The organism is Streptomyces sp. 5K101, from assembly GCF_046506645.1.
Taxonomy (GTDB): Bacteria; Actinomycetota; Actinomycetes; order Streptomycetales; family Streptomycetaceae; genus Streptomyces.
The window spans coordinates 110,196-134,703 of record NZ_JBKFFO010000011.1; the positions used below are offsets into that span (position 1 = coordinate 110,196).

The window sequence follows — 24,508 nt, forward strand, 5'->3', positions numbered from 1 at the left end:
AGGCCGCTCGAATCCTGGGCACGCCTCCACTGTACGGATGCGGCCGTGGCGACTCGGCGTCAACGTCCTACGTCGGCCAGCTTCGCCCGCAGCTGCAGGACCGACTTCGTGTGGATCTGGCTGACGCGGCTCTCGGTGACCCCGAGGACATGGCCGATCTCGGCCAGGGTGAGCCCTTCGTAGTAGTAGAGCGTGACGACGGTCTTCTCCCGCTCGGGGAGTGTGTTGATGGCCCGGGCGAGCAGCCGGCGCAGCTCCCGGTCCTCGGCGACCTCGACCGGGTTGTCCGCGGCCGTGTCCTCCAGGGTGTCCATGAGGCTGAGCCGGTCGCCGCCCTCGCCTCCCACATGCAGCAGCTCCTCCAGCGCCACGACATTGGCCAGGGACAACTGGCTGAAAACCGCGTGCAGTTCCTCGATCGTGATGCCCATCTCGGCCGCGACCTCCGCCTCGGAGGGTGTGCGCCGCAGCTGGGCCTCCAGGGTGGCGTAGGCGCGTTCGACGGCGCGTGCCTTCTGTCGCACCGAACGCGGGATCCAGTCCAGCGCCCGCAGCTCGTCGATCATCGCGCCCCGGATGCGGGTGATCGCGTACGTCTCGAACTTGATCGACCGGTCGAGGTCGAACTTCTCGATGGCGTCGATGAGACCGAAGACGCCGGAGGAGACGAAGTCGGCCTGCTCGACGTTGGACGGCAGCCCCACACTGACGCGGCCCGCCACGTATTTGACCAGCGGCGAGTAGTGCAGGATCAGCTGCTCCCGCAACCGCTCGTCACCCGTGGCCTTGTACGACCGCCACAGCTCCTCGACCGACGAGGGAGCCGAGGGCCGCACGGTGCCACGGGCAGCGGGTGGCACTGCCGCGCGGTCAGACCCGGACGTGTGCTGGGGCATGCGTTGCCTTGAGCCGTTCTGCTGTGAGGGGGCGGTGAGGGGCGGCCGAGGCCGGAACCCGGTGAGCGTAGCGTGACTACGCCGTCGCGGTGGGCGAGGGAAGCGGAAGGAACCTGCCCGGGTATTCGCCCTCGCCCACAGCTTCGATTCGGGGCCGATGCCCAGCGCACCGGCCCCTCAGGCGTCGCGCACGGGACTCCGAAGGTCATCGCCTTAACCTTTTCACCCGAATGCTCCAGGTCAAGCATCGCCTCGCCGCGCGTTCGAACCGCTTCTGGCGCAAGACGTCAACCTCCATCCTTCCGTGCACCGCTCGACGAAGCCGAGCGAATGCAGTTCGTACAGCCTGCCGAGCGCCTCGTCCTCCGTCGTACCGGCGCACCGGGCGGCCTCGGCGCAGGAGACCGCGCGCCGTGCGGGCAACGCCTCGAGGACCCGCCTGCTGCGGGGATCGAGCAGGTCCCTGGGCAGGACGGGACCAGTGCGCTCGGGCGCGAGGTCGCCCATGTCCCCCACCAGCTCGACGACTTCGGCGGCGTCGGTGACGAGCACGGCGCCGCCGCGCAGCAGTTCGTGCACCCCGGCCGAGAGACCACTGGTCACGGGCCCGGGAACGCCTATCGTGAAGCGTCCGAGCTGCTGGGCCCGGCGGGCGGTGACCAGGGAGCCGCTGCGGTACTCGGCCTCGACGACGACGGTGCCCCGGGTGAGGGCGGCGATCACCCTGTTCCGCAGGACGAACCGGCTCCGCGTGGGATGGTCTCCGGGCGGCAACTCACCGACGACGAGCCCTTGTTGCACGATGCGCTTGATCAACGCCGTGTGCCCGGGCGGGTAGCCGACGTCGACCCCGCAGGCCAGCACGGCGACGGTGGCGCCACCGGCCGCGAGCGCGCCCCGGTGCGCCGCGCCGTCGACCCCGAACGCCGCCCCGGACACCACGACCCAGCCCCGCTCGGCGAGCCCGGTGGCGAGCGCGGCCGCCATGTTCTCTCGTGTTTGTGGACTTGTCGTGCACTGTCGTGTCACCCGCAGGTGGAGTGTTGTGTACGACGCTTCTCGAGGCCGTGTCGGGCACGTCGGGGTTGTCGTTGAAGGCGTGTGACTCATCAGATCTTCGGAAGACTCCGACCTTTCCGTGTAGTGATGCCGTCGGGCCAGCGGTACTGGACAGTGCTGGACGATGACTGTCTGGCGCCCGTTCCGGCGGCGGACGAGTTTCTGCGGCACGTGCGGTTCGGGCGGGATCAAGCGGAGTCGACGACGCGCACGTACGCCGGCGCGGTCGCCCTCTACCTGACCTGGTGCCGGTGCACCGGGCGGGACTGGACGACGGCTGCGGGCCGCCTGGGCAGCTTCATGCTCTGGCTGCGCCACTGGGCCGGGGACGACAGCACGGTGGTGGTAGGTCCGGGCAGCGAGCCGGTCCGAGGGCCGCGCCGGATCAACACCGTGCTCGCAGGAGTCCGCGAGTTCCTCGCGCACGGCACGAGCCTGGGCACGGTGCCGATGTTCGTGCTGTCCCAGCTCTACGAAATCGCCGACGACCGTGACCTGCCGCCCGATGCCCGCGGCGAGGGCAGCGGGCTGCGCTACTTCGCCAAAGCCCGGCACCGGGCCGCCGAACCGGACGAGCCGGTCGACCGCGCCAGCGACGAAGAGGTCCTGGCCCTGCTGCGGGCCTGCCGCAACGCCCGGGACCGGTTCATCGTGCTCCTGCTGGCCAGAGCCGGGCTGCGCCGCAGCGAGGCGTGCGGCCTGCGCCGCCAGGACATCCACTTCGTCCTCGACGCCAGCGGACTGGGCTGCCGGGTTCCCGGCTCCCACCTGCACGTGGTGCGCCGAGACAACGACAACGGCGCCATGGCGAAGTCAAAACGCTCGCGCGCCGTCCCCGTCGACTTCCTGCTGGTCCAGGCTTACGACCAATACGTCACCGAACGAGACGGCTGCCCGATGGCCCGGGACAGCGACTTCGTGCTGGTCAACCTCTTCCGCCCGCCACTTGGTGCTCCCATGCCGCCCGCGGCCCTGAACGACCTGTTCGACCGGCTCTCGCGCCGGGCCGGCATGAAGGACGGGGTCCACCCCCATGCCCTGCGGCACGCGTTCGCCAGCAACGCCGCCGACGCGGGCGCCGTCCTGGACGAGATCGCCGACCTGCTCGGCCACGCCAGCCCGTCCAGCTCGCAGGTCTACCTGCAGCCCGACCCGCAGCGGCTGAGAGCCGCAGTCGAACGAGTCGCAGCTCTCGCTCCGAGGAGGAACACATGACCGCAGCCTTGCAACTGGTGCCGCCCCCGGCATCGGACCTGCTGCCCGCACGCGCGAACCGGCTGCGGGAACTGATCCGCCCGGAGACGCTGACTCTGCTGAACTGGGACGACACGTTCCAGGTCTTACGCCCTTCACCAGATCACCCCTTTCTGGGCTTGGTGATCTGCGCCCGCCCCGGCTGCTGGGCACAGGCCCGCCGGACAGAGCTGTGGTTGTGCTCGGCCTGCCGCAGCCGCTGGAAGCGGACCGGGCAACCCATCGAGGAGTTCCTAGCCAGCCAGCCGAAGGTCATCAGCGGCACGTCCGGAGCCTGTGCTGTCCCGAAGTGCGAGCGGCCCTGGACCTCGTCTCGCACGCAGTTGTGCAGTTGGCACCGCGAGCAGTTCAAGAAGCAGGGCTGCCCGCCGCTTGAGGAGTTCTTCGCCCACCCGCGGGTGAAGCCGATGCCCGGGTTCGGTCCCTGCTCGGTGGACGCCTGCCACCGGATGCGATCGACCAGCTCGAAGGCGTTCTGCCCTCCGCACTGGGTGCGCTGGAAGGACGCCGAGGCCCGCGGCTCCAACTTCGAGACCTGGTGCCGCACAGAGCCGGGAACGGCTGAATCGACGGCCGTGAGCCTGCGGGGCCTGGCGCCCCTCGTGGTCACCGAAGTCCTCTACGTGCTCCAGGCCCGCACGGACGCCGAAGTGAAGACACCGCCGATGCAGCTGCGCAGCATCGTCCAGCACCTGCGTGAACAGCGCGTCGAACAGTTCACCGACATCCAGGTCCGGCCCAACACAAAGGTCAGCGGGACGGTCAACAAGATGCGGCAGCTGATCGCCGCAGGTGTCTCCACCCCTGAGCTGGAGCAGATCAAAGACGTCTGGAACATGGGTGCCTTCGGCCTGGGCCAGTGGCGGCGGCTGGACTTCACCCAGCTCCTCCAGGAGTGGATGCGCCGGGCCTGCAAGGCATGGGTGCTGGACGAGATCCCGCGCCGCTACGGCAAGAACATTCCCAACAGCCTCTCCGAGATGATCCTCTGCCTGAGGCACCTGTCCCAGAGCCTGGTACGCAGCCGCGAGGACGGCGGGAAGGACCCGGCTGCCCTCGGCCGACGCGACCTTGAAGCCTTCACCCAGTACATGGCTCACCTGGAGCACACCGGCGAGGTCAGCCCCTTCCGGCGTGTGACCGTCTGCCGCTGGGTCCGCAGGTTCCTGAACGAGATCCGCGACCTGGGCATCACCCGGCCCGGCGAAATGCTGGCCGACCTTCCCGACGACTTCATCCTCCGCCGGCACGACATGCCCCCACCGGTGGCGGAAGAAGGACAGGGTCGGGCCCTGCCGAAGGAGATCCTCGCCCAGCTCTGCAAACGACTGGCCAGCCTCGACGAGATCCGCGACGGCAGCGCGGACATGCGCAACGCGATCGAGATCCTCATCGACACCGGACGCCGCCCCGACGAGATTGGCTCTCTGCCCTGGGACTGCATGGAGACCGACGAGCACGGCAAATCCGTCCTCGTCTACACCGACTTCAAGAACAACCGCGTCGGCTGCCGGCTACCGATCCCGGACTCCACCGCCGAGATCATCGTCCGGCAGAAGAAGTCCGTCCGGGCCCGCTTCCCTGACACGGATCTCACCCAGCTGGCTCTCTTCCCCCGTCCCCGGCAGAACTCCGACGGCACCCACACCTTCCGCTTCCAGCACATCGGCAACGTCCACCGCCGCTGGATCAACGCCATGCCGCCCCTGCTGCTGGCCGACGGCACCGAGTTCCCGAAGCTGGAGCTCGTGCCCTACTCCTACCGGCACTCCTACGCGCAACGGCACGCCGACGCCGGCACCCTCCCGGATGTCCTGCGCGAACTCATGGGGCACCGGTCGCTGCAAACGACCCAGGGCTACTACCGAGTCACTGAGAAGCGGACCCGGTCCGCGGTCGACAAGCTCGTCTCGCACCAGTTCGACCGGCACGGCAACCGCGTCTGGACCGAGGCCCGCCAGCTCCTGGGCCATGAGCACGCCCGTCTGCGGATCGGGCAGGTCTCCGTCCCCTACGGCATCTGCGTCGAGCCGAGCAACGTCAAGGCCGGCGGCCACGGCTGCCCGTTCCGGTTCCGCTGCGTCGGCTGCGACCACTTCCGCACCGACCCGTCCTACCTGCCGGATCTTCGGACCTATCTCGACACGCTGCTGCGGGACCGTGAACGACTCGCCGCCGCAGCCGACCTGGACGACTGGGCCCGCACCGAGGCCACCCCCTCCGAGGAAGAGATCAAGCGCATCCGCGCCCTGATCCGGCGGGTCGAAACCGACCTCGAAGGGCTCACCGACGAGGAACGCGGGCAGATCAATGAAGCCACCCGGACGCTGCGCAAGACCCGCACGGTCTCCCTGGGCATGCCCGGCACCCGCCCGCCCGAGCCGAACCTGCGGCTGGAGCGAGACGCATGACCACATCACCGGACCACCTGGCCAAAGCGCGAGCCGCCGACTCCGAACGCAGACGAGCCCGCGTCCTCAAGGCACTCGACCAGCTCGCCGCGAGTGGCGAGGAGATCACCGTTTCCTCGGTCGCCCGCGCAGCCGGCGTTCACCGCAGCCTGATCCACCGCCACGGCGACCTCCACGCGGCCGTCGTTGCCCGCGCGGCCGAAGCGCCGCCCGGCACAACCACCGGAAACCAGGTCAGTCGTCAGTCGCTGCTGGCCGACGTCGCCAACCTAACGGCCCGCAACCGGCGCTTGTCCGCCCACGTCACCCGGCTTGAACGACGCCTCTCCGAGGCCCTCGGCCAAGCCGCCTGGGAGGCCTCCGGTCTCGGAGCCCCCGCGGACGTCGAGACGCTCACCCGCCGGGTCACCGAGCTAGAGCAGCAGATCCTCGACCTCCGGGCCGACGTCGCTGAACGGGACGAGGACCTCGCCGCCGCGCGCGCTACGAACCGCGAACTCATGGCCCAGCTCAACACACCGTCATCCACAAGATCTAAGACAACAGAACGATAACGATCGATTTCTCGCTATGGGCGAATCGGAGTTAGAGTCGGAAGACTCCTGAGGGAGTAAGGGGCGGACATGGTCGGCGCTACCCTTCCATGCCCACCCGGTCATGAGTGAATTACCGGTTGTTCCTGATCCGAACAACCATGTCTGCTACCTCGCGGAACACACTGCGTGACAGTGCATCAACGATGTCGCAGAACCCAGGCCCGGCGACTTTGATCGCCATCGCCAGAACCACAACCAGCACAACGAGTCCGAGCCATCGCTGCGGTTTTGCCAGAACCCAGCGGAGCCATGCGAGCAAGGCGCCTATGCCGTTAGGGGTATTCACGCTCACCCCCTCTCCATGACTAGGCAGAAAAGGGCGGAGACAAGAGTGGCCTGACCTCGGCTCCTCAAGGAAGCGTCGTTTACAACGGCGGAGTTCCAGGGGTTGTCGGGGTCAGGCCTTACTCAGTCCCGAGGACGGAGTGGTTGCCGTCGACCTACGCGATTACGTCATTCACGTTACCTTGCCCAACCTGATTGATGCCCTTGGCATAGGCCGATAACTTTGCGCACCCAACCCTGCCTAATGAGTAAAAACGATCTCCGGACGACTTCGCATGAAAGCAACAGGTGTCGCGCACCGCACAGGTCGACCAATCCCGCGCTGAGCTGCACAGTCACGCTCATCACAGCATCGCGTCGGCTTCCAGCCCAAGAGAAAGGCAGTGCGCCCCGTACGGCGTGCAGGCACGGGCTCCGACCACGGCCACCGACCGCAGTGCCCAGGTGCGCAGGTCGGGCCGGCCCCGCACCCACAGGCCGACCGGGCGGGCGTCACCGAGGTCGTCGAGCTGGCTCGGCCACTCCGCGTCCCCAGGGATGACGAACCTGCCCCCGAGCGCGCGGATCGCCGCCAGCCGCTGCCCCGGCAAGACTGCGGCGGCACGGGTCAGCAGCCCCCTCACCCGGCGCTCGGTCGCCCCCGGCAGCGCCCCCTTTTCGCACGCGTCCGACATGAGCAGCGCCAGCAGCCCCTGCGCGCCGAACTCCCTCAGCCAGCGGCCGCCCTTCTCGTCCCCCGGCTCCAGGATCTGCGTCAGCGCCGACCGCGCCACCCGCTCCGCCTCGCCCTCCGGCCCCGTCCCGCCCGGCGAGTGCTCGTGAACAGGCCCGCCCGGCGAGTGCTCGCGCCGCTGTGCGCCCGGCGGCGCGTCATGTCCAGGCCCGCCCGGCGAGGGCTCCTGACCCGGCCCGCCCCTGGCGCCCTCCTGTCGCACCGCGCCCGTCACCGCGCCGCTCCCGCGACCGCCGGGACACCCCTGGAGATGCCGGTACGCAGTTCGAGAGCGAGGGCGACGTCCTGCGCCTCCGGCCGGTCGTGCCCCGCGAGGTCGGCGATCGTCCACGCGACGCGCAGCACCCGGTCGAGGCCGCGGGCCGTGAGCAGCCCGCGCTCCACGTCCCGCTCGGCCGCGCCCAGGGCACCGGGCGCGACGGTCCAGCGGGTGCGCAGTTCATGGCCGGGCACCTCGCTGTTGACCGTCCACGGCGTGCCGTCGAGGCGGGCGGCTGCCCGCTGTCTGGCCTCCAGCACGCGGTCGGCGACCGTCGCCGACGACTCCCCCCGCCCGCCCTGGCCGAGTAGGTCGGAACGGCTCACCGGCTCGACCTCGATCCGCAGGTCGACACGGTCGAGCAGCGGCCCCGACAGCCGCGCCTGGTACCGCCTGATCAGCGACGCGGGACACTCGCAGCCCGCGCCGTGCAGCGTGTGCCTCCCGCACGGGCAGGGATTGGCCGCGAGCACCATCAGGAACCGGGCGGGCAGCCGCACCACTCCCCCGCTCCTGGCGACCACGACATGACCGGACTCCAGCGGCTGACGCAGAGCGTCGAGGGCCTTTCCCGAGAACTCGGGGGCTTCGTCGAGAAAGAGCACCCCGCGGTGCGCCAGCGAGACCGCGCCCGGCTTCGGCAGCCCGTTGCCCCCGCCCACCAGGGCCTGCATGGTGGCCGAGTGGTGCGGCGCGCAGTACGGCGGGGTCCGCACCAGCGGCTCGCTCGGCGGCAGGATGCCGGCCACCGAGTGGACCGCCGTGACCTCCAGGGACTCCCGCCGGCTCAGCGGCGGCAGGACGGCGGGCAGCCGCTCGGCCAGCATCGTCTTGCCCGCGCCGGGCGGCCCCGACAGCAGCAGATGGTGTCCGCCGGCCGCCGCGACCTCCAGCCCGGTGCGCGCCGCGTGCTGGCCCGCCACGTCCGCCAGGTCGGGTCCGTCGCCGTGCGCCCGGTCGACCGCCAGTCCCGTGCCGACGCCCGCGCCGGGGACCAGGAGGCCCGCGAGCATGGCGTCGGGGCGGCCCGGCTCGACGGGCTCCTCGTCCGGGACCGGCTCGTCCGCCAGGACGGCGATGAGCTGGCGCAGGCTGCGCACACCGAGCACCGAGACGCCCGGCACGAGCGCGGCCTCCCCGGCCGTCTGCTCCGGGACGACCACGTGCTCGTATCCCGCCTCGGCCGCGGCGAGCACGGCCGGGAGCACGCCGCGCACGGGTCTGACCCGACCGTCGAGCCCGAGCTCCCCGATCAGCACGAGATCGGCGATCTGCCGCGGGTCGATGCGCTCGGCGGCACCCAGCACGGCACAGGCCACCGCCAGGTCGAATCCGCTCCCGCCCTTGGGCACGGAGGCCGGGCTGAGCCCCACGGTGAGCTTCTTCTGGGGCCACTCGCCGCCGGAGTTGACCACGGCCGCGCGCACCCGGTCCCGGCTCTCCACCAGGCTCTTGTCCGGCAGCCCGACCAGGGTGAACGCGGCGACCCCCGGCTCCAGGTCCGCCTGGACCTCGACGACCACGCCCTCGACGCCCACGAGCGCCACGGAACACGCACGCGCGAACCCCATCTAGGCCACCCCCCGCGCGTGCTCCACCACGGCGGCCCCGCGCCTGGGCAGCATCACGCCCACGAGATCGATGCGCACCCCGCCCGGCGGCGGGCCTCCGCACCGCTCGACCCAGCAGTCGGCGAGGTGCCGGAGCCGTCTGGCCTTGGCCGGTGTGACGGCCGCCATCGGATGCTCGTAGCAGCCGGCTCTGCGGGTCTTGACCTCACAGACGACCACCGTGTCGCCGTCGCGGGCGACGATGTCGATCTCTCCGGCGCGTCCACAGCGCCAGTTCCTCGCCAGCAGGCGCATTCCGGACCGGACCAGCAGCCGTGCCGCCAGGTCCTCGCCGTACCGTCCCAGTGCCCCCGTCGCGTTCATCTCGGCACCACCTCCGGCACCGACTCTGATACGCCCGCCCCGGATTTGTGGATCTTGGTGGAAAACCGTGGACAACCAACGGATTGTGGAAAACTCCGTCACCCGGACGGGGACAGCGGTCAGCTTCCGGGCAGCTCCAGGTCGCTCTTGTTGAGCTCCTCGATGTTCACGTCCTTGAAGGTGAGCACCCGCACCTGCTTGACGAAGCGGGCCGGGCGGTACATGTCCCAGACCCAGGCGTCGGCCATCGAGACCTCGAAGAAGACCTCACCCTGCACCGAGTGCACCTGCATCTCGTAGTCGTTGGTGAGGTAGAAGCGACGCTCGGTCTCGATCACGAATTTGAACAGCCCGACGACGTCTCGGTACTCCCGGTAGAGCTTCAGCTCCATCTCGGTCTCGTACTTCTCGAGGTCCTCGGCGCTCATGGCATGTTCCCCTTCAGCCTTGCGTCCCCCTATTGTGCGCCAGCGTCCTGCACCCCTAGACGATTTCCGGGGCGAGCACCACGGGCACACGCGGAGGTCCTTCGTCGAGCAGCGTACGCAGCAGCTCGGCGAGCCTGGTCGGGTACACCGTCTCACGGGCCGCGGACAGTTCGGCGGAGGTCCACCACCTCAGGCCCCTGACGCTCCGCAGCTCCAGTTCGGTGAGCGCCTGCGGGACCGCATCGGTGCAGGTGGTGTACGCCAGGAAGTACCACTCGTCCTGGTCCCAGCGCCGCCCGGCGAACGGGAACGAGCAGTGCCGCTGCCACAGGACGGGGCCCAGGTCCACCTCGGTGATCCCGGTCTCCTCGGCCAGCTCGCGCAGCGCCGCCTCCTCGCGGCTTTCGTCGCCTTCGACACCGCCGCCCGGGGTGAACCACCAGTCGTCCGCCGGATCGTCCGGCTCGAAGCCGTGCAGGAGCAGGATCCGGTCCTGGGGGTCGAGCAGCACGACCCGGGCGACCTTGCGCGCCCCGGGCGCCGCGCCCGATGCCTCATGCGGCACCCGCGGTCACCGCCCTCCCGCGCCGTCCCCGGCCGATCCGGGCCGCCACCGGGCCGTACGCCGCGCCGCCCACGATGAGGACGGCACCGGCCACGACGGCCGCGACCATAAGCCCCACGGGCCCCGGCCGGGACACCCCGCCGGGCAGCTCGGCGAACGACTCGGGACGGTCCACCGTCCCACCGCTCAGCGGCCAGGCCACGGCGTCCACGCGCGCCTCCACGGCCGAGCGGGGCACCGATCCCCGGCCCGCGTCCTGGAGGTGGGACCGGGAGTCCAGCGAGCTTTTGCGCTCGTCTCCGAGCAGGAACAGCTGGCCCTCGGGTACCTCCGCGCCGAACTGCTCCGCGGCCGGCCCCGAGCTGTGCAGGTACGGTTCGTCGACGGCCTTGCCGTTGACCGTCAGGCGCCCGTCGTCGCAGCAGGCGATCTCGTCGCCCCCGACCCCGACCACGCGCTTGACCATGGGCATGTCGCCCCAGGTCGTGTCGCGGAAGACGACGACGTCGCCGCGCCGCACCTCGTCGCCGGATATGCGCTCGGCGAGGACCCGGTCGCCCGCCTGCACGGTCGGCGACATGGAATCGGTCGGGACCGTGTACGGCTGGTAGACGAGCGCGCCCCAGACGAATCCCCCGAGGAAGAGCACACAGCCCACGGCCACGGCCATGCCCGACAAAGCGGCCCCGAGCCGGCCCTGACCGTCGCCCTCACGTCGTGCACCGCTCATCCCAGCGCTCCCGCCTCGGAGATCCCGTCCCCGGATGCCGGTCCCGGGTCTGCTGTCCGGGACCGCACACTACCCGGCGGTACGCCTGTCGGTCAGCCTCCTCCTGCGCCACAGCACGATCGGCACGGCACCGGCCAGGCCGAGGGCCGCGGGAGCCGCGGAGAGCGCGGCGGAGACTCCCGGCTGCTCGAAAGTGGCCGGCACGGGGAGCGTGGACCAGCGGTCCACCGGCCAGGCCACGACGACCGCACGGCCGACGACCTTCTCGACGGGGACGAAACCGCCGTTGACGTCCTCCATGTGGTACCGGGAGTCCTGGGAGTTCTGGCGGTTGTCGCCCATCACCCAGATGCGGTCCTTCGGCACGGTCAGCGGCCCGAAGGAGGACTGCGCGTCGCACGGGGTGCTGCCCGGGTAGATGTACGGCTCGTTCAGCGGTACGCCGTTGACCTTGAGCGGGCCGTCCTTCTTGCACTCCACGGTGTCGCCAGCGACCGCGATCGTCCGCTTGATGAGGTCCTTGTCCTCGGCGGACGGCATCAGCCCGATGAAGCTGAGGACCTCCTGCAGGGCGTTCGGCTCCGGCGTGGGCTCGCCCTCCAGCCAGCCGCCCGGGTCGTGGAAGACGACGACCTCGCCGCGCTCGGGCTCCGAGCCGAACCACGGCGTGAGCTTGTCGACGAGCACCCGGTCCCCGCGCTGCAAGGTGTTCATCATCGATTCCGACGGGATGGAGAACGCCTGCACCAGGAAGGTCTTGATCAGAAGCGCGAGGAGCAGCGCGATACCGATCAGGAGCGGCAGTTCCTTCCAGAAGGATCGCTGCTTCTTCTGTCCCGTACCGCTGCCCTCCGACGCGTCGTCGTCCCCGGTCGTCGGCACCGCCCCGTCCGTCACGTCCGAGGACTGCTCGGGGGGTCGCCCCTGCCTGTCCTCGGGATCGTCGTGTCCGGACCGTGCGCCGACCGCCACGTCCCCCACATCCACTCCTCACTCCACGCCGACCGCCTGCCCCGCACATGGAGCAGGCCCACCACTCCCATAACGAGCGGGAGTTCCGCAGGGCTCGGGAGCAGGACCATTCCGTTCAGATCCTGAGAGGACACACTATTCGACCCCGGTGCCGCCGCGGTCTCCCCGGCGCGCGCGTTCGGAACGGATGCGTATGTCTCCGGCTCTTCCAGTCTGCGCCAGTGGTCCAGCGGCCAGGCGATGACGACGGCGCGTCCGACGACCTGGTCCTCGGCCACGGTGCCCTCGCCCTCCTCGTCGAGGTGGAAGCGGGAGTCGGCGGAGTTGGAGCGGTGGTCGCCCATCACGAACAGCCGCCCGGCGGGCACCTTCACATCGAACTTCATGGTCGACGGAACGTTCCCGGGGTGCAGGTAGGGCTCGTTCAGCGGTACGCCGTTGACGGTGACGCGGCCGTTCGCGTCGCAGCACTTCACGGTGTCCCCGCCGACCGCCACGACCCGCTTGATCAGGTCGCGCTCGTCGTCGGACGGCAGCAGTCCGATGAACGTCAGCCCCTGCTTGACCTGCTTGATCACGACGGGATCGGCGGTCTTCGGCTTCTCGTCCTGCGGCAGCCAGCCGCCGGGGTCCTTGAAGACGACGACGTCGCCGCGCTGCGGCTTCGAGCCGAACCAGGGCGTGAGCTTGTCGACCAGGACCCGGTCCTGGATGCGGATCGTCTGCTCCATCGAGCCGGACGGGATGACGAAGGCCTGCACCAGGAAGGTCTTGAGCACCAGCGCGATGAGCAGCGCCACGGTGATCAGGAGGGGTATCTCCTTGACGGCCGAGCGGCGGCGTTTGCGCCGGACCTTCTGCGCGAGCCGGCGCCGCTCGGCCCGGCCGGGCAGGGGCCGTCCGCCGTCCGTGGGCCGTGTCCCGGTGGGCAGCCGGGTGTCGGCACGGTGGCTGGCACGGCGTCCGCGGTTACCCATGGACACCGCCGGACAGCGGACCGGGATCCGGGACGCCGGAGAAGGCGTCGGTGGGCTCCAGGCCGGTCCAGCGCCCCGCGGGCCAGCCGATCCAGTCGGCCCGGCCGATCACCTTGTCCACGGGCACCATGCCGCCGCCGGGCTCACCGAGGTGGTCCCGGGAGTCGCGGGACGCACTGCGGTGGTCGCCCATGACCCACAGCGTCCCCTCGGGGACGACGATGTCGAAGGCCACCTCCGAGGGCACGCCGTCGGGGTGGAGGTATCTCTCCTCGACCGGTACACCGTTCACCTCGATCCTGCCCTCCGTATCGCAGCAGACCACCCGGTCCCCGCCCGTGCCCACTACGCGTTTGACGAAATCCGTCTCGGCCGGCTCGGCGAGCCCGAGCATGGCGAGCCCCTCTCGTACTACGGAACTGACGGGGTTTTCCGTCAGTTCCTCGGGCACGAAGGAACCCCTGCCGTCGAAGACGACGACGTCTCCGCGCGCCGGCCCGGAGCCGGATCCGTAGGCCAGCTTGTTCACCAGCACCCGGTCGCCGACCTGCAGGGTGGGTTCCATGGAACTGCTCGGGATCTGGAAGGGCTGCACCACGAAGTGGCTGAACAGCAGCACGAGGACGGTGCAGGCGACACCGGTCAGCGCCGCGCTGCGCAGGGACATCCGGGAGAAGCCGGAACGACGCGCGGAGCGCGACCCCTCTCCCTGCGTCCCGTCGTCGGGTGCGGAAGAGCGGTCGCGCTCCGTGTGCTGTGCTTCGGTGTCCATGGGTGGCAGAGCCTATCCGGCTGCCCTGTGACACCGGGCGCGCGTGTGAGCCGGAGCTCAGTTGTCGCGCTTCTCCTTGATCTTGGCGGCCTTGCCGCGCAGGTCGCGCAGGTAGTACAGCTTGGCGCGACGGACGTCACCGCGGGTGACGAGCTCGATCTTCTCGAAGATCGGGCTGTGCACCGGGAAGGTGCGCTCGACGCCGACGGAGAAGGAGACCTTGCGGACCGTGAAGGTCTCGCTCACACCCGCGCCCTGGCGGCGGATGACGACGCCCTTGAACTGCTGGATACGGGAGCGGTTGCCCTCGATGACGCGAACGTGGACGTTCACGGTGTCACCGGGACGGAAGGCCGGGACGTCGGTCCGCAGCGCAGCCGCGTTGACGCTGTCGAGCAGGTGAGACATGGTGGTCTGCTTCCTCGCCGATGCCACAGGTCATCGACGGAATGTCGTGATGAGAAGGGGTGCCGTCGTCGGGCGGGCGTCGTTCCCCCTGTGGCAGGGGCGCCAGCCGGACGTACAACAGCGGCCTATTCTTCCACGGCCTCGGGCCTGCGCCAAAATCGGCCGCCGGGCTCGGGGACCCAGCCGAGCAGGGAGAGGATCTCCCTGTCCTTCTTGTCGAAGGCCGCGGGGTCGCAACGCTCGATCAGGTCGGGCCTGTTGAGGGCCGTACGGCGAAACGCCTCGTCCCGCCGCCAGCGCGCGATCTTCCCGTGGTGGCCGCTGATCAGCACGTCCGGGATCGCGCGTCCACGCCACACGGGGGGCTTGGTGTAGACGGGCCCCTCCAGCAGGTTGGCCATGGCGCCGGGCGCGAAGGAGTCGTCCCGGTGCGACTCGGCGTTGCCGAGGACACCGGGCAGCAGCCGGGCCACGGCCTCCGTGATGACCAGGACGGCGGCCTCGCCGCCCGCCAGCACGTAGTCGCCGATGGAGACCTCGTACACCGGTATGCGGGTCGCGTACTCGTCGACCACCCGGCGGTCGATGCCCTCGTAGCGGGCGGGCGTGAAGACCAGCCAGGGACGCTCGGAGAGCTCGACGGCGAGTTCCTGCGTGAAGGGGCGGCCGCTGGGCGTCGGGACGACCAGGGCGGGGCCGTGGGCACCCGACTCGTAGCCGCTCGCGAGGATGTCGTCGAGCGCCTCGCCCCAGGGCTCGGTCTTCATGACCATGCCCGGGCCGCCGCCGTACGGGGTGTCGTCGACCGTGTTGTGGCGGTCGTAGGTCCAGTCGCGCAGGTCGTGGACGTGGACGCCGAGCTGTCCGCGGGCGCGGGCCTTGCCGACCAGGGAGACGTTCAGCGGCTCCAGGTACTCCGGGAAGATCGTGACGACGTCGAGCCGCATCAGGACTCGTCCTCGCGGCTGGAGGCGATCTCGGCCTGGCTCTCGTCGATGAGGCCGGGCGGCGGGTCGATGACGGCCTTCTGCTCGGCCAGGTCGATCTCGGTGACGATCTCCTCGACGAACGGGATCATCACCTCGCTGCCGTCGGGCCGCTCGACGATGAACAGGTCCTGCGAGGGCAGATGGCTGATCTCCGTGATCCGCCCGATCTCGGTGCCGTCCATGAGCACCACGTCGAGGTCCATCAGCTGGTGGTCGTAGTACTCGTCGGGGTCCTCGGGAAGCTCCTCGGGGTCCACCTCGGCGATGAGCAGGGTGTTGCGCAGCGCCTCGGCGGCGTTCCGGTCCCGTACGCCCTCGAACCGCAGCAGGAGTCGGCCGCTGTGCACCCGGCCCGACTCGATGGTCAGCGGCCCAGCGGCGGCCGGGTCGGTGGCCAGCACGGCGCCCGGACCGAGCCGCAGTTCCGGCTCGTCCGTGCGCACCTCGACGGTGACCTCGCCCTTGATGCCATGGGCGCGGCCGATCCGCGCCACTACCAGCTGCACGCTTGTGTCTCCTTCGATACGACGACGGGCCGGGGCGGGCCCATAGGCCCTCCCCGGCCCGAGCCGGTGCTGCAGGGACCCGGGGAGCTCCCGGATCCACACTCATCTTCGATCAGCGGACCTGGTCCACATCGACGAGGTCGACGCGGATGCCACGGCCGCCGATGGCGCCCACGACGGTACGCAGTGCGCGCGCGGTGCGGCCGTTGCGGCCGATCACCTTACCGAGGTCGTCGGGGTGCACCCGGACCTCCAGCACGCGGCCGCGGCGCAGATTGCGCGAGGCGACCTGCACATCGTCCGGGTTGTCGACGATGCCCTTCACGAGGTGCTCGAGAGCCTCCTCGAGCATGCTCAGGCCTCGGTCGACTCGGCGGGAGCCGCCGACTCAGCAGCCTCGTCCGCCTTCTTGTCGGCCTTCTTCGCCTTCGGGGTGATGGCCTCACCCTTGGCGTCGTCGCCCTCCAGAGCCTTGGCGAAGGCGTCGAAGGAGGCGCGCTTGTCCTCCTTGGTCGCCGGGGCCAGCAGCGGCTTCTCCGGGGCCGGCAGGCCCTTGGCCTTCTGCCAGTCGCCGGTGAGCTTCAGGATGGCGAGGACCGGCTCGGTCGGCTGGGCGCCGACGGACAGCCAGTACTGCGCACGCTCCGAGTCGACCTCGATGCGCGACGGGTTGTACGTCGGGTGGTAGAGGCCGATCTCCTCGATGGCCCGGCCGTCACGGCGGGTGCGGGAGTCGGCGACGACGATGCGGTAGTGGGGCTGGCGAATCTTGCCGAGACGCTTCAGCTTGATCTTGACTGCCACGGGAGTGGTGTCTCCTGGTCTTGACGTGGTTGGGCACAACGAGATGCCACGTGGGGTTGCGGTACTCGGGTGCCCGATGGACGCGTCAGCCGGAGGCGAGAGGGTTCCTGTGCGGCTGTCGAGTACAGCTAGCCATTGTGCCATACGCACGCGACGGCATCTCACCCGCCCGGCACACCGCGACCGCCTGCCACGCCGCCCCCGAAGGCAGGCGGAAGCGTGAGCCGGCGGGTGGACGCGCCCGCTCAGACGCCGGCGCCGCCGTGTCGTCGACGCCGGTGCTCGGTACGCCGGTCAGCTCGCGGCGCCGACCGCTTCCGGGATACGGAACGGCTTTCCGCACCCTCCGCAGACGATGGGCGCCTGGGCGAGGACCGACGGCACCACTCTCACGTTGCGGCCGCAGTCACAGACGGCCTTCACCCGCACGCCTCCGCCCGAGGAGCCGTGCCGGGCGGCGGGCCCGCGGAAGGAGCGCTTGGTGTCGGAGGCCGTCGCTGCCGTGTGCGCCTTGAGCGCGCGCTGCAGCCGCTCGATCGTCGGGCGGTACCGCCGCTTGGCCTCGGGATTGAGGACGACCAGGGAGAAACCGCTGCTCGGGTGCGGCTCCTCCACGTGGTCGAGGCCCATCTCCTCGGCGATCGCGAGGAACCGTCGGTTGTGATAGCGGCCGGCGCGCGAGGTGTCGCGGACGCCTCGCGCGGCGGCGATGCCGTGGACTGCCTCGTGGAGCAGTCGCTCGAAGGAGAGCTCGGCGCCACAGGCGGACGACGACTCTCCGATCAGGGACTCGGGCGCGGCAAGATCCGGCAGCTCGGGGTGGTGCCGCTGAATGTCGGCCCACGCCTGTGCCAGCTCTGCGGCGAGAACAGGTGGTGTCGTGCTCACGTCGTGATAACGAGCCGGGACCCCGCCGGGTTCCATTCCGGGGCATCCCAAATATTTTGCACGTACCCGTCAGTTGCCGTTGATGCGTCCGGACGAGGGCGGGTGCGCTGATCTGCGGAGAAGCCTCGCAGCTCGCAACAAGGTGGTACGTAGCGCGCCCCGCCCGGAATGCCACCGAAGGCGTACGCCCCCGGCGCTGGGGCGGGTCCCTTCGCGCCGGGGCGTGCTACCGAAGGGGGGCGCGTCAGTAGGCGCGGGCCACGATCGCGACAGTACCGGGTGCGTCGTCGGACTCGGGCACCGACCCGTCCTCCGCGACCAGGCAGCGCACCGACACCGCCTGTTCCGCGAGCTCGGCCTCACCCTCCTCGCCCAGGGTGGCCCACGGGATACGGGCCCAGCCGCCCGCCGCGGCCGCCTCGGCGGCCTCGGCGACGGTCGACACGTCGCTGGTGCGCTCCTCGCGTCGCCGACGGGACTGCTCCAGCAGCAGCGCCTGGTCGTCGTCGAGGACCTTGGGCAGCAGCGCGGTGAGCGACTCGATGCTCACCGGCTCCTTGCCTCCCGGAATCCGGCGCGTCAGCATCGCGGTGCCCGCTGCCAGGTCCCGCGGGCCGATCTCGATCCGTACGGGCACGCCCTTGAGTTCCCAGTCCACCGCGCGGCGGCCGAAGGGGGTGTCCACGCGGTCGTCGACGTGCACGCGCAGGCCCGCCGCCCTGAGCCGCTCGCCGAGCTCGCGTACCTTGGCGACCGCCTCGTCGCCCTTGATCGCCATGACGACGATCTGGACCGCGGCGAGCCGGGGCGGGACGCGCAGTCCGTTGTCGTCGCCGTGCGACATGATCAGCCCGCCGACCATCCGGGTCGAGGTGCCCCAGGAGGTCTGCCAGACGAGCTCCTGGTGCCCCTCGCCGGAGAGGTAGCTGGTGTTGAAGGCCTTGGCGAAATTGGTGCCGAGCTCATGGCTCGTGCCCATCTGCAGGGCCTTGCCGTCGCCCATCATCCCTTCCAGGGTGAGCGTGTTGATGGCTCCGGCGAACCGCTCCCTGGGCGTCTTGCGGCCGAGCACGACGTCGATGCCGAGCACATTGACCATGAAGTCCGCGTAGACGTCCCGGTGGATGTGGGCGGCGTAGTCGCGGGCGTCCTCGTAGGTGGCGTGCGCCGTGTGGCCCTCCTGCCAGAGGAATTCGGTGGTGCGCAGGAACACCCGCGGGCGCATCTCCCAACGGACCACGTTCGCCCACTGGTTGATCAGCAGCGGCAGATCCCGGTAGCTCTGGACCCACTTCGAGAAGTAGTCGTTGATGATCGTCTCGGAGGTCGGCCGCACCACGACGGGCTCCTCGAGGTCCTTGCCGCCGCCGTGGGTGACCACGGCGAGCTCGGGGGCGAAGCCCTCGACGTGCTCAGCCTCCCGAGTCAGGTAAGACTGGGGGATGAAGAGCGGGAAGTAGGCGTTCTGAGCGCCCGCGGCCTTGATGCGGGCGTCCATCTCCTGCTGCATCCGCTCCCACAGGCCGTAGCCGTACGGCCGGATGACCATGGTGCCGCGCACCGGGCCGTTGTCCGCCAGTTCGGCTTTGTTGATCAGGTCCTGGTACCAGCGTGGGAAGTCCTCCGCCTGAGGCGTCAGGACAGGTGTCTTGGCCATGGCGCGCATGGTACGGCGGGGCGCGACCGGATCGGGAATCGGCCAGGCCGGCCGGGGCGCACGCCCTGGGCGCACAAGCGGTGCAGTACAACCCCTGGACGTGGGGGCGCACGCGCAGTTCCCTGGCTTACGGGGGCGCGGCGGAAGCACACGGGGGAAGTCCTTCAGGGCACAACCGACTCTCTCGGCGGAATGGGGCGCACAGATGACATCCACGCTCGTCCAGCACCGAGCCCATGCGGCGTCAATGTCCTCTGCTCAGGCGTGCGAACGGGCCCGGGACTGGGCCGAGATCCAGGAACGGATGCTGGTGCCGCTGTACGAAGCCGTGTACGAACGTCTGGAGGTCGGCGCGGGCTTTAGGGTGCTGGGCCTCGGCTGCGGCTCGGGTCTCGCGCTGCTGATCGCCGCCGCCCGCGGCGCCGCGGTGAGCGGGACGGACACGGACCGCGAGCGGCTGGCCCTCGCGCGCGAGCGGATGAGCGCCCACGACTCCACCGCACAGGCCGCGCGCCTGTTCGACGGTGAGGCAGGGGCCGCGGCCGATCCGGGCCGGCCCCCGTACAACCTGATCACGGTCTTCCAGCCGATCGGCTGCCGAGCAGGCGACGCGGACGGGCTCGGCCCCGCACTGCGGAGCGCCGTCCCGCTCGCGGAGCGCGGCAGTGCCGTGGTGCTCACCGGCTGGGGACCGCCGGAGCGGTGCGCCAGCTCCGGCGTGCTCCGGGTCGCGGAGGGGCATTCCGGCCGCAGGCGCGCCGATGGGAGCACTTCACACGGCCGCCAGGCCGTGGGGGGAGGGCGCTGGCGGCCGGCGCTGCGCGACGATCTGGAGGACGTGGCGGCACGGGCCGGGTTGCGGCCGGACGGCTCCGGACGGGTCGCGTGCCCCTTCGGCTACGCGGACGTGGCCAGCGCCGTGCGCGGGCTGCTGTCGACCGGTCTGTACGACGCGGCGGTGCGGGACAGCGACCAGGCGCAGGTGGAGAAGGAGATCACCGAGGCGCTGCACCCGCATGTGCGGCCCGACGGGACGGTCTGGATGCCGAACGTCTTCCGCTATCTGATCACCCGCACGCCCTGACCCGGCTACGCGCGAGGGGCCCGCGACCGGATCGGTCGCGGGCCCCTCGTACGCACGGGACCGGTGGGCGTCAGCCCATGAACTTCTTGAACTCGTCCGGCAGTTCGAAGTCCTGACCGGGCTGGCCGGCCGGCAGGCCGAACGCGCCGCCCTGCGCGGCCTGTTCGCGCCGGGCCGCGGCCGCGGCCTCCTCGGCCTTGCGCTTCATCGGGTTGCCGCTCTTGCGCTTGCCCTTGGCCTGCTTCTGCTGCTTCTTCTGCCGGCCGGGGCCGCCACCCATCCCCGGGATGCCGGGCATGCCGGGCATCCCGCCGCCCTGGGCCATCCGGGACATCATCTTGCGGGCCTCGAAGAACCGCTCGACCAACGACTTGACCGCGCTGACCTCGACGCCGGAACCCTTGGCGATACGGGCGCGCCGCGAGCCGTTGATGATCATGGGGTCCTGGCGCTCGCCCGGGGTCATCGACTTGATGATGGCGGCGGTGCGGTCCACGTCGCGCTCGTCGATGTTGTTGATCTGGTCCTTGATCTGCGCCATACCGGGCAGCATGCCGAGCAGCTTCGAGATGGAGCCCATCTTGCGGACCTGCTCCATCTGGGCCAGGAAGTCGTCGAGCGTGAACTCCTTGCCCTTGCTGCTCGCCAGCTTCGAGGCCATCTTGGCGGCCTCTTCCTGGCTGAAGGTCTGCTCGGCCTTCTCGATGAGCGAGAGCATGTCGCCCATGCCGAGGATGCGGGACGCCATGCGGTCCGGGTGGAACGCGTCGAAGTCGTCCAGCTTCTCGCCGTTGGAGGCGAACATGATCTGCTTGCCGGTGACGTGCGCGATGGAGAGCGCGGCACCGCCTCGGGCGTCACCGTCCAGCTTGGACAGCACCACACCGTCGAAGCCGACGCCGTCGCGGAACGCCTCGGCCGTGTTGACGGCGTCCTGACCGATCATCGCGTCGACGACGAAGAGGATCTCGTCGGGCGAGACCGCGTCGCGGATGTCCGCGGCCTGCTGCATCATCTCGGCGTCGATGCCGAGGCGGCCGGCGGTGTCGACGATGACGATGTCGTGCACCTTGGTGCGCGCGTACTCGATGGAGTCCTTGGCGACCTGGACCGGATCACCGACGCCGTTGCCCGGCTGCGGGCCGTAGAACGCCACGCCGGCGCGCTCGGCGACGACGCCGAGCTGCGTGACGGCGTTGGGCCGCTGGAGGTCGCAGGCGACGAGGAGCGGGGAGTGGCCCTGGCCCTTGAGCCAGAGGCCGAGCTTTCCGGCGAGGGTGGTCTTACCCGCACCCTGCAGACCGGCGAGCATGATCACGGTTGGGGCGGTCTTGGCGAACCGCAGGCGGCGGGTCTCGCCGCCGAGGATGCCGATCAGCTCCTCGTTGACGATCTTGATGACCTGCTGCGACGGGTTCAGCGCCTTGGAGACCTCGGCGCCGAGGGAGCGGGTCTTGACCTGCTTGATGAACTCCCGGACGACCGGAAGGGCGACATCCGCTTCGAGCAGGGCGATACGGATTTCCCGGGCTGCGCCGTCGATGTCGGCCTCGCTGAGGCGGCCCTTGCCCCGGAGGTTCTTGAATGTCGCTGCAAGGCGGTCGGAGAGGGTATCGAACACGGCGCTCGTCGGTCCTCAGGGGTCGGGGGCGGAGAATCGCCCTCAAGGGTATCCGGCCCGGCAAATGTTTCGTCCCCGCCCGCCGGATCGGGTGGCCGAGGAGACATCTCGGCGGGAGCGACCAGCGGTGTCGACCACGACGCCGTCCTCCTGAAGACCACCACGCCTCGTGACCGACGAACGGCCCCGCCGCCGGTCACGCCCTCACCGCAGCGCCTCCTCCATCGCCTGCGCCAGCTCCCGCGCCTCACCGTCCGGCAGGGGTGCGCCGTCCTTCCCGACGACGTACACCGTGTCGACGGCGTTCGCTCCCAGCGTCGACACATGGGCGCTGCGCACCCGTACGCCGGCCCCCTCCAGCGCCCGGCCGATCCGGTGCAGCAGGCCCGGAGCGTCCTGGGCCCGCACCTCGATCACGGTGGCGTGGTGGGAAGCTGCGGGCGCGACCGTGACGCGGGGCGGTGGGGCCGTCACGCCGCGCCTGCGCGGGTACGCGGCCTCGCGCTCGGCCAGGCGGCTCTGGATGTCCAGCGAGCCGTCCAGGACGCGGACCAGGTCGGCGCGCAGCCTGGTGGCCTGCGGTAGCGATCCGTACTCGGCCGCCACCCGCCAGTCGAGGACGAGGACCGCGCCGCCGCCCAGGTCGTCCGGCAGCTCGATGGCACGCAGGTCGGCGGCGCGGACGGTGAGCCGGTGCAGCGCGAGGACGCCGGCGACGGCGGGCAGGACGCCGGGCTGGTCGGGCAGGGCGATCAGCAGCTCCACGCCGACGGGTTCCCTCTCGCCCTCCTCGTGCGGTGCCGTGGCCTGGGTGTGCAGGGTGAGGACGGGCTCCCTGGTGCGCAGGGCCTCGACGGCGAGGCGTTCCTGCTCGGCGCTGGGAGCCTGCTCCTCCGGTTCGGGCGGCGCGTCGCCCGCGAGGACGGCGGCGACACGCCGCACGAGGTCCGCGACGAGCGAGCCGCGCCAGGAGGACCAGGCCGCCGGTCCGGTCGCGAGGGCGTCGGCCTCGGTGAGGGCGTGCAGCAGCTCCAGCGTGCCGTTGGAGCCGACGACGGAGGCGACGGACGCGACCGTGGCCGGATCGTCCAGGTCGCGCCGGGTCGCGGTCTCGACGAGCAGCAGGTGGTGGCGTACGAGGGTGGCGACGACCTCGACGTCCGCGCGGTCGAAGCCGATCCTGGCGGCGACGTCGCGCGCGATGGTCTCGCCCGCCACGGAGTGGTCGCCGGGCCAGCCCTTGCCGATGTCGTGGAGCAGCGCGGCGACCAGCAGCAGGTCGGGGCGGCCGACGCGGCGGGTCAGCGCGGACGCCCTGACGGCCGTCTCGACGAGATGCCGGTCGACGGTCCAGGTGTGCACGGCATTGCGCTGCGGCCGGCAGCGGACCCGCTCCCAGTCGGGGAGCAGCCTGGTGATCAGGCCCTCGGCCTCCAGCGCCTCCCAGACGGGAACGGTGGGCTTCCCCGCGCCGAGCAGGGTGACGAGTTCCTCGCGGGCCTCCGCGGGCCAGGGCACGGGCAGCGGGTGCGTGCCGGCCGCCTCGCTCAGGCGGCGTACCGCGTGCCGGGAGACGGTCAGGCCGGCCTGCGCCGCCGCGGCGGCGGCCCGCAGTGCCAGGACCGGGTCGCGGTCGGGCCGTGCGGTGCGGGCGAGCACGACCTCGCCGTCCTGCTCGACGACGCCTTCGGCGAGCGGGGTGCGCTCCGGCTGCACGCTCTTCCGCCCGCCGCCCAGCATGGCGCGCAGACGGGGGCGTACGGCGCGGGACCGCAGCACGCGGCCGACCTCGCGCCAGGTGACGTCGCCGGCGTACGAGACCGTCCGCGCGGCCTCGTAGACCTGCCGCAGCAGGGCGTCGGCGTCGAGCAGGCCCAGCTCGGCGGCGACCTGGTCCTGTTCCTGGAGGGCGAGGCGGTCGGTGGCGCGTCCGGTGGTGCGGTGCAGTGCGTCCCGGACGTCGAGCAGGGTGCGGCGGGCCTCGGCCAGGCCCTCGCGGGGGGCGTCGGCGAGCCACGAGGCGGCGACGGCGCGCAGGGCAGTGACGTCGCGCAGGCCGCCGCGGGCCTCCTTGAGGTCGGGTTCGAGCAGGTACTGGAGTTCGCCCTGGCGGGCGGCCCGTTCGCGGCACAGCTCGTCGAGTTCGGGCAGGCGCTTGGGGGCCTGGTTGCGCCAGTCGGCGAGTACGGCGGTGCGCAGGGAGGCGACGAGTCCCAGGTCACCGGCGACGGCGCGGGCGTCGAGCAGGCCGAGCTGCACCTTGAGGTCCTCGCCCGCGGTGCTGCGGGCCTCTGCGGGGGTGCGTACCGAGTGGTCGAGGGCGAGGCCCAGGTCCCAGACGGGGTACCAGATCCGGTCGGCGACCGCGGCGACGGCCGCGGGGTCGGCGCTGCCGTCGTGCAGCAGGAGCAGGTCGAGGTCGCTGCGCGGCGAGAGTTCGCCGCGCCCGTAGCCGCCGACGGCGACGAGCGCCGCACCCCGCACCCCGGTCTGGAGGACCGCGGCGGCGAAGAGGGCGGACAGCCAGTCGTCGGTCAGCTTGGCGAGCGCCGTACGGCGCGGCGGCCCGGACTGCGCCTTCTCCTCGAGGAGGCGCAGCCGGGCCGCCGCGTAGCCGCTGGGGTCCGAGCTTTCCGCTTCACCGATCACGTCGAGACTCACCCAGCAGCTCCTGTTCGTC

The 24,508-nt window shown here is 70.9% G+C and carries 23 protein-coding genes and 1 pseudogene; 4 read left to right on the forward strand and 20 right to left on the reverse strand.

What is annotated here, in order from left to right:
• Window positions 1–59: 59 nt before the first annotated feature.
• Window positions 60–896: an RNA polymerase sigma factor WhiG gene (gene whiG, locus ACLB9X_RS21795; RefSeq protein ID WP_410362060.1), complete on the reverse strand. Its 837-nt coding sequence runs from the start codon at window positions 894–896 to the stop codon at window positions 60–62.
• A gap of 240 nt (window positions 897–1,136) precedes the next feature.
• Window positions 1,137–2,381 carry a DNA-processing protein DprA gene (locus ACLB9X_RS21800; protein WP_410362061.1) on the reverse strand — a complete coding sequence of 415 codons (1,245 nt, stop codon included), beginning with the start codon at window positions 2,379–2,381 and terminating at the stop codon, window positions 1,137–1,139.
• Between the two features lie 24 nt (window positions 2,382–2,405).
• Between ACLB9X_RS21800 and ACLB9X_RS21805 the strand changes: the two genes are divergently transcribed.
• The 3 genes from ACLB9X_RS21805 to ACLB9X_RS21815 are packed head-to-tail and all read left to right on the forward strand — an operon-like array spanning window position 2,406 to window position 6,174.
• Window positions 2,406–3,170 carry a tyrosine-type recombinase/integrase gene (locus ACLB9X_RS21805; RefSeq protein WP_410362205.1) on the forward strand — a complete coding sequence of 255 codons (765 nt, stop codon included), beginning with the start codon at window positions 2,406–2,408 and terminating at the stop codon, window positions 3,168–3,170.
• Window positions 3,167–5,620 (forward strand): tyrosine-type recombinase/integrase, encoded by a 2,454-nt coding sequence (locus tag ACLB9X_RS21810; RefSeq protein WP_410362062.1) that lies wholly within the window; start codon window positions 3,167–3,169, stop codon window positions 5,618–5,620. The genes ACLB9X_RS21805 and ACLB9X_RS21810 overlap by 4 nt, the downstream gene beginning before the upstream one ends.
• Window positions 5,617–6,174, forward strand: a complete 558-nt coding sequence (locus ACLB9X_RS21815; RefSeq protein WP_410362063.1) for a DUF6262 family protein — start codon at window positions 5,617–5,619, stop codon at window positions 6,172–6,174. The genes ACLB9X_RS21810 and ACLB9X_RS21815 overlap by 4 nt, the downstream gene beginning before the upstream one ends.
• Window positions 6,175–6,845: 671 nt before the next feature.
• Here the strand turns inward: ACLB9X_RS21815 and ACLB9X_RS21820 are convergent.
• From ACLB9X_RS21820 to proS, 16 genes and pseudogenes are all read right to left on the reverse strand, one after another.
• Window positions 6,846–7,448 (reverse strand): DNA-processing protein DprA, encoded by a 603-nt coding sequence (locus ACLB9X_RS21820; RefSeq protein WP_410362064.1) that lies wholly within the window; start codon window positions 7,446–7,448, stop codon window positions 6,846–6,848.
• On the reverse strand, window positions 7,445–9,064 hold the full coding sequence (locus ACLB9X_RS21825) for a YifB family Mg chelatase-like AAA ATPase (protein ID WP_410362065.1): 1,620 nt from the start codon (window positions 9,062–9,064) through the stop codon (window positions 7,445–7,447). Before ACLB9X_RS21825 ends, ACLB9X_RS21820 begins: the two co-directional genes overlap by 4 nt.
• Window positions 9,065–9,427 (reverse strand): YraN family protein, encoded by a 363-nt coding sequence (locus tag ACLB9X_RS21830; protein WP_410362066.1) that lies wholly within the window; start codon window positions 9,425–9,427, stop codon window positions 9,065–9,067.
• 119 nt (window positions 9,428–9,546) lie between these two features.
• A complete protein-coding gene (locus ACLB9X_RS21835; protein WP_056791138.1) occupies window positions 9,547–9,855 on the reverse strand; it encodes a DUF2469 domain-containing protein in 309 nt (102 codons plus the stop codon).
• Window positions 9,856–9,910: 55 nt separating this feature from the next.
• Window positions 9,911–10,420, reverse strand: a complete 510-nt coding sequence (locus ACLB9X_RS21840) for an NUDIX hydrolase (RefSeq protein ID WP_410362067.1) — start codon at window positions 10,418–10,420, stop codon at window positions 9,911–9,913.
• On the reverse strand, window positions 10,410–11,150 hold the full coding sequence (gene lepB / locus ACLB9X_RS21845; RefSeq protein ID WP_410362068.1) for a signal peptidase I: 741 nt from the start codon (window positions 11,148–11,150) through the stop codon (window positions 10,410–10,412). Before lepB (ACLB9X_RS21845) ends, ACLB9X_RS21840 begins: the two co-directional genes overlap by 11 nt.
• 69 nt (window positions 11,151–11,219) lie before the next feature.
• Entirely contained in the window at window positions 11,220–12,122 is a 903-nt protein-coding gene (lepB, locus tag ACLB9X_RS21850) for a signal peptidase I (RefSeq protein WP_410362206.1), read from the reverse strand.
• Window positions 12,022–13,099 (reverse strand): annotated as a pseudogene (lepB, locus tag ACLB9X_RS21855) (signal peptidase I); the annotation flags it as partial. The gene lepB (ACLB9X_RS21850) and the pseudogene lepB (ACLB9X_RS21855), both read right to left, overlap by 101 nt.
• The gene (gene lepB, locus ACLB9X_RS21860) at window positions 13,092–13,871 is read right to left on the reverse strand and encodes a signal peptidase I (protein WP_410362069.1); all 780 of its coding nucleotides are present in this window, start codon (window positions 13,869–13,871) and stop codon (window positions 13,092–13,094) included. The pseudogene lepB (ACLB9X_RS21855) and the gene lepB (ACLB9X_RS21860), both read right to left, overlap by 8 nt.
• Before the next feature lie 57 nt (window positions 13,872–13,928).
• Window positions 13,929–14,279: a 50S ribosomal protein L19 gene (rplS, locus tag ACLB9X_RS21865; RefSeq protein ID WP_410362070.1), complete on the reverse strand. Its 351-nt coding sequence runs from the start codon at window positions 14,277–14,279 to the stop codon at window positions 13,929–13,931.
• Between the two features lie 125 nt (window positions 14,280–14,404).
• Complete coding sequence (trmD, locus tag ACLB9X_RS21870; protein WP_410362071.1) at window positions 14,405–15,226, reverse strand: tRNA (guanosine(37)-N1)-methyltransferase TrmD; 822 nt, start codon at window positions 15,224–15,226, stop codon at window positions 14,405–14,407.
• Window positions 15,226–15,774 carry a ribosome maturation factor RimM gene (gene rimM / locus ACLB9X_RS21875; RefSeq protein WP_410362072.1) on the reverse strand — a complete coding sequence of 183 codons (549 nt, stop codon included), beginning with the start codon at window positions 15,772–15,774 and terminating at the stop codon, window positions 15,226–15,228. The genes trmD and rimM overlap by 1 nt, the downstream gene beginning before the upstream one ends.
• A gap of 112 nt (window positions 15,775–15,886) precedes the next feature.
• Entirely contained in the window at window positions 15,887–16,126 is a 240-nt protein-coding gene (locus ACLB9X_RS21880) for an RNA-binding protein (protein WP_005311361.1), read from the reverse strand.
• 2 nt (window positions 16,127–16,128) lie between these two features.
• Window positions 16,129–16,578: a 30S ribosomal protein S16 gene (rpsP, locus tag ACLB9X_RS21885; protein WP_410362073.1), complete on the reverse strand. Its 450-nt coding sequence runs from the start codon at window positions 16,576–16,578 to the stop codon at window positions 16,129–16,131.
• Between the two features lie 294 nt (window positions 16,579–16,872).
• Window positions 16,873–17,466, reverse strand: coding sequence for a hypothetical protein (locus ACLB9X_RS21890; RefSeq protein ID WP_177151401.1), 594 nt, complete (start codon window positions 17,464–17,466; stop codon window positions 16,873–16,875).
• 244 nt (window positions 17,467–17,710) lie between these two features.
• Window positions 17,711–19,123 (reverse strand): proline--tRNA ligase, encoded by a 1,413-nt coding sequence (proS, locus tag ACLB9X_RS21895; RefSeq protein ID WP_410362074.1) that lies wholly within the window; start codon window positions 19,121–19,123, stop codon window positions 17,711–17,713.
• Window positions 19,124–19,328: 205 nt separating this feature from the next.
• Here proS and ACLB9X_RS21900 point away from each other — a divergent pair, with 205 nt between their 5' ends.
• A complete protein-coding gene (locus tag ACLB9X_RS21900; RefSeq protein ID WP_410362075.1) occupies window positions 19,329–20,207 on the forward strand; it encodes an SAM-dependent methyltransferase in 879 nt (292 codons plus the stop codon).
• A gap of 70 nt (window positions 20,208–20,277) precedes the next feature.
• Here the strand turns inward: ACLB9X_RS21900 and ffh are convergent, their stop codons facing one another.
• Together ffh and ACLB9X_RS21910 are read right to left on the reverse strand one after the other, a co-directional pair.
• Window positions 20,278–21,828, reverse strand: a complete 1,551-nt coding sequence (ffh, locus tag ACLB9X_RS21905) for a signal recognition particle protein (RefSeq protein WP_410362076.1) — start codon at window positions 21,826–21,828, stop codon at window positions 20,278–20,280.
• A 204-nt stretch (window positions 21,829–22,032) separates the two neighbouring features.
• Window positions 22,033–24,489, reverse strand: coding sequence for a [protein-PII] uridylyltransferase (locus ACLB9X_RS21910; protein WP_410362077.1), 2,457 nt, complete (start codon window positions 24,487–24,489; stop codon window positions 22,033–22,035).
• Window positions 24,490–24,508: the final 19 nt, after the last annotated feature.

What these genes read in the sequence shown, in the direction of transcription:
- whiG (WP_410362060.1), bottom strand. Translation starts at nt 896, where the DNA reads ATGCCCCAGCACACGTCCGGGTCTGACCGCGCGGCAGTGCCACCCGCT.
- ACLB9X_RS21805 (WP_410362205.1), top strand. Translation starts at nt 2,406, where the DNA reads ATGTTCGTGCTGTCCCAGCTCTACGAAATCGCCGACGACCGTGACCTG.
- ACLB9X_RS21810 (WP_410362062.1), top strand. Translation starts at nt 3,167, where the DNA reads ATGACCGCAGCCTTGCAACTGGTGCCGCCCCCGGCATCGGACCTGCTG.
- ACLB9X_RS21815 (WP_410362063.1), top strand. Translation starts at nt 5,617, where the DNA reads ATGACCACATCACCGGACCACCTGGCCAAAGCGCGAGCCGCCGACTCC.
- ACLB9X_RS21825 (WP_410362065.1), bottom strand. Translation starts at nt 9,064, where the DNA reads ATGGGGTTCGCGCGTGCGTGTTCCGTGGCGCTCGTGGGCGTCGAGGGC.
- ACLB9X_RS21830 (WP_410362066.1), bottom strand. Translation starts at nt 9,427, where the DNA reads ATGAACGCGACGGGGGCACTGGGACGGTACGGCGAGGACCTGGCGGCA.
- ACLB9X_RS21835 (WP_056791138.1), bottom strand. Translation starts at nt 9,855, where the DNA reads ATGAGCGCCGAGGACCTCGAGAAGTACGAGACCGAGATGGAGCTGAAG.
- lepB (WP_410362068.1), bottom strand. Translation starts at nt 11,150, where the DNA reads ATGAGCGGTGCACGACGTGAGGGCGACGGTCAGGGCCGGCTCGGGGCC.
- lepB (WP_410362069.1), bottom strand. Translation starts at nt 13,871, where the DNA reads ATGGACACCGAAGCACAGCACACGGAGCGCGACCGCTCTTCCGCACCC.
- rplS (WP_410362070.1), bottom strand. Translation starts at nt 14,279, where the DNA reads ATGTCTCACCTGCTCGACAGCGTCAACGCGGCTGCGCTGCGGACCGAC.
- trmD (WP_410362071.1), bottom strand. Translation starts at nt 15,226, where the DNA reads ATGCGGCTCGACGTCGTCACGATCTTCCCGGAGTACCTGGAGCCGCTG.
- ACLB9X_RS21880 (WP_005311361.1), bottom strand. Translation starts at nt 16,126, where the DNA reads ATGCTCGAGGAGGCTCTCGAGCACCTCGTGAAGGGCATCGTCGACAAC.
- proS (WP_410362074.1), bottom strand. Translation starts at nt 19,123, where the DNA reads ATGGCCAAGACACCTGTCCTGACGCCTCAGGCGGAGGACTTCCCACGC.
- ACLB9X_RS21900 (WP_410362075.1), top strand. Translation starts at nt 19,329, where the DNA reads ATGACATCCACGCTCGTCCAGCACCGAGCCCATGCGGCGTCAATGTCC.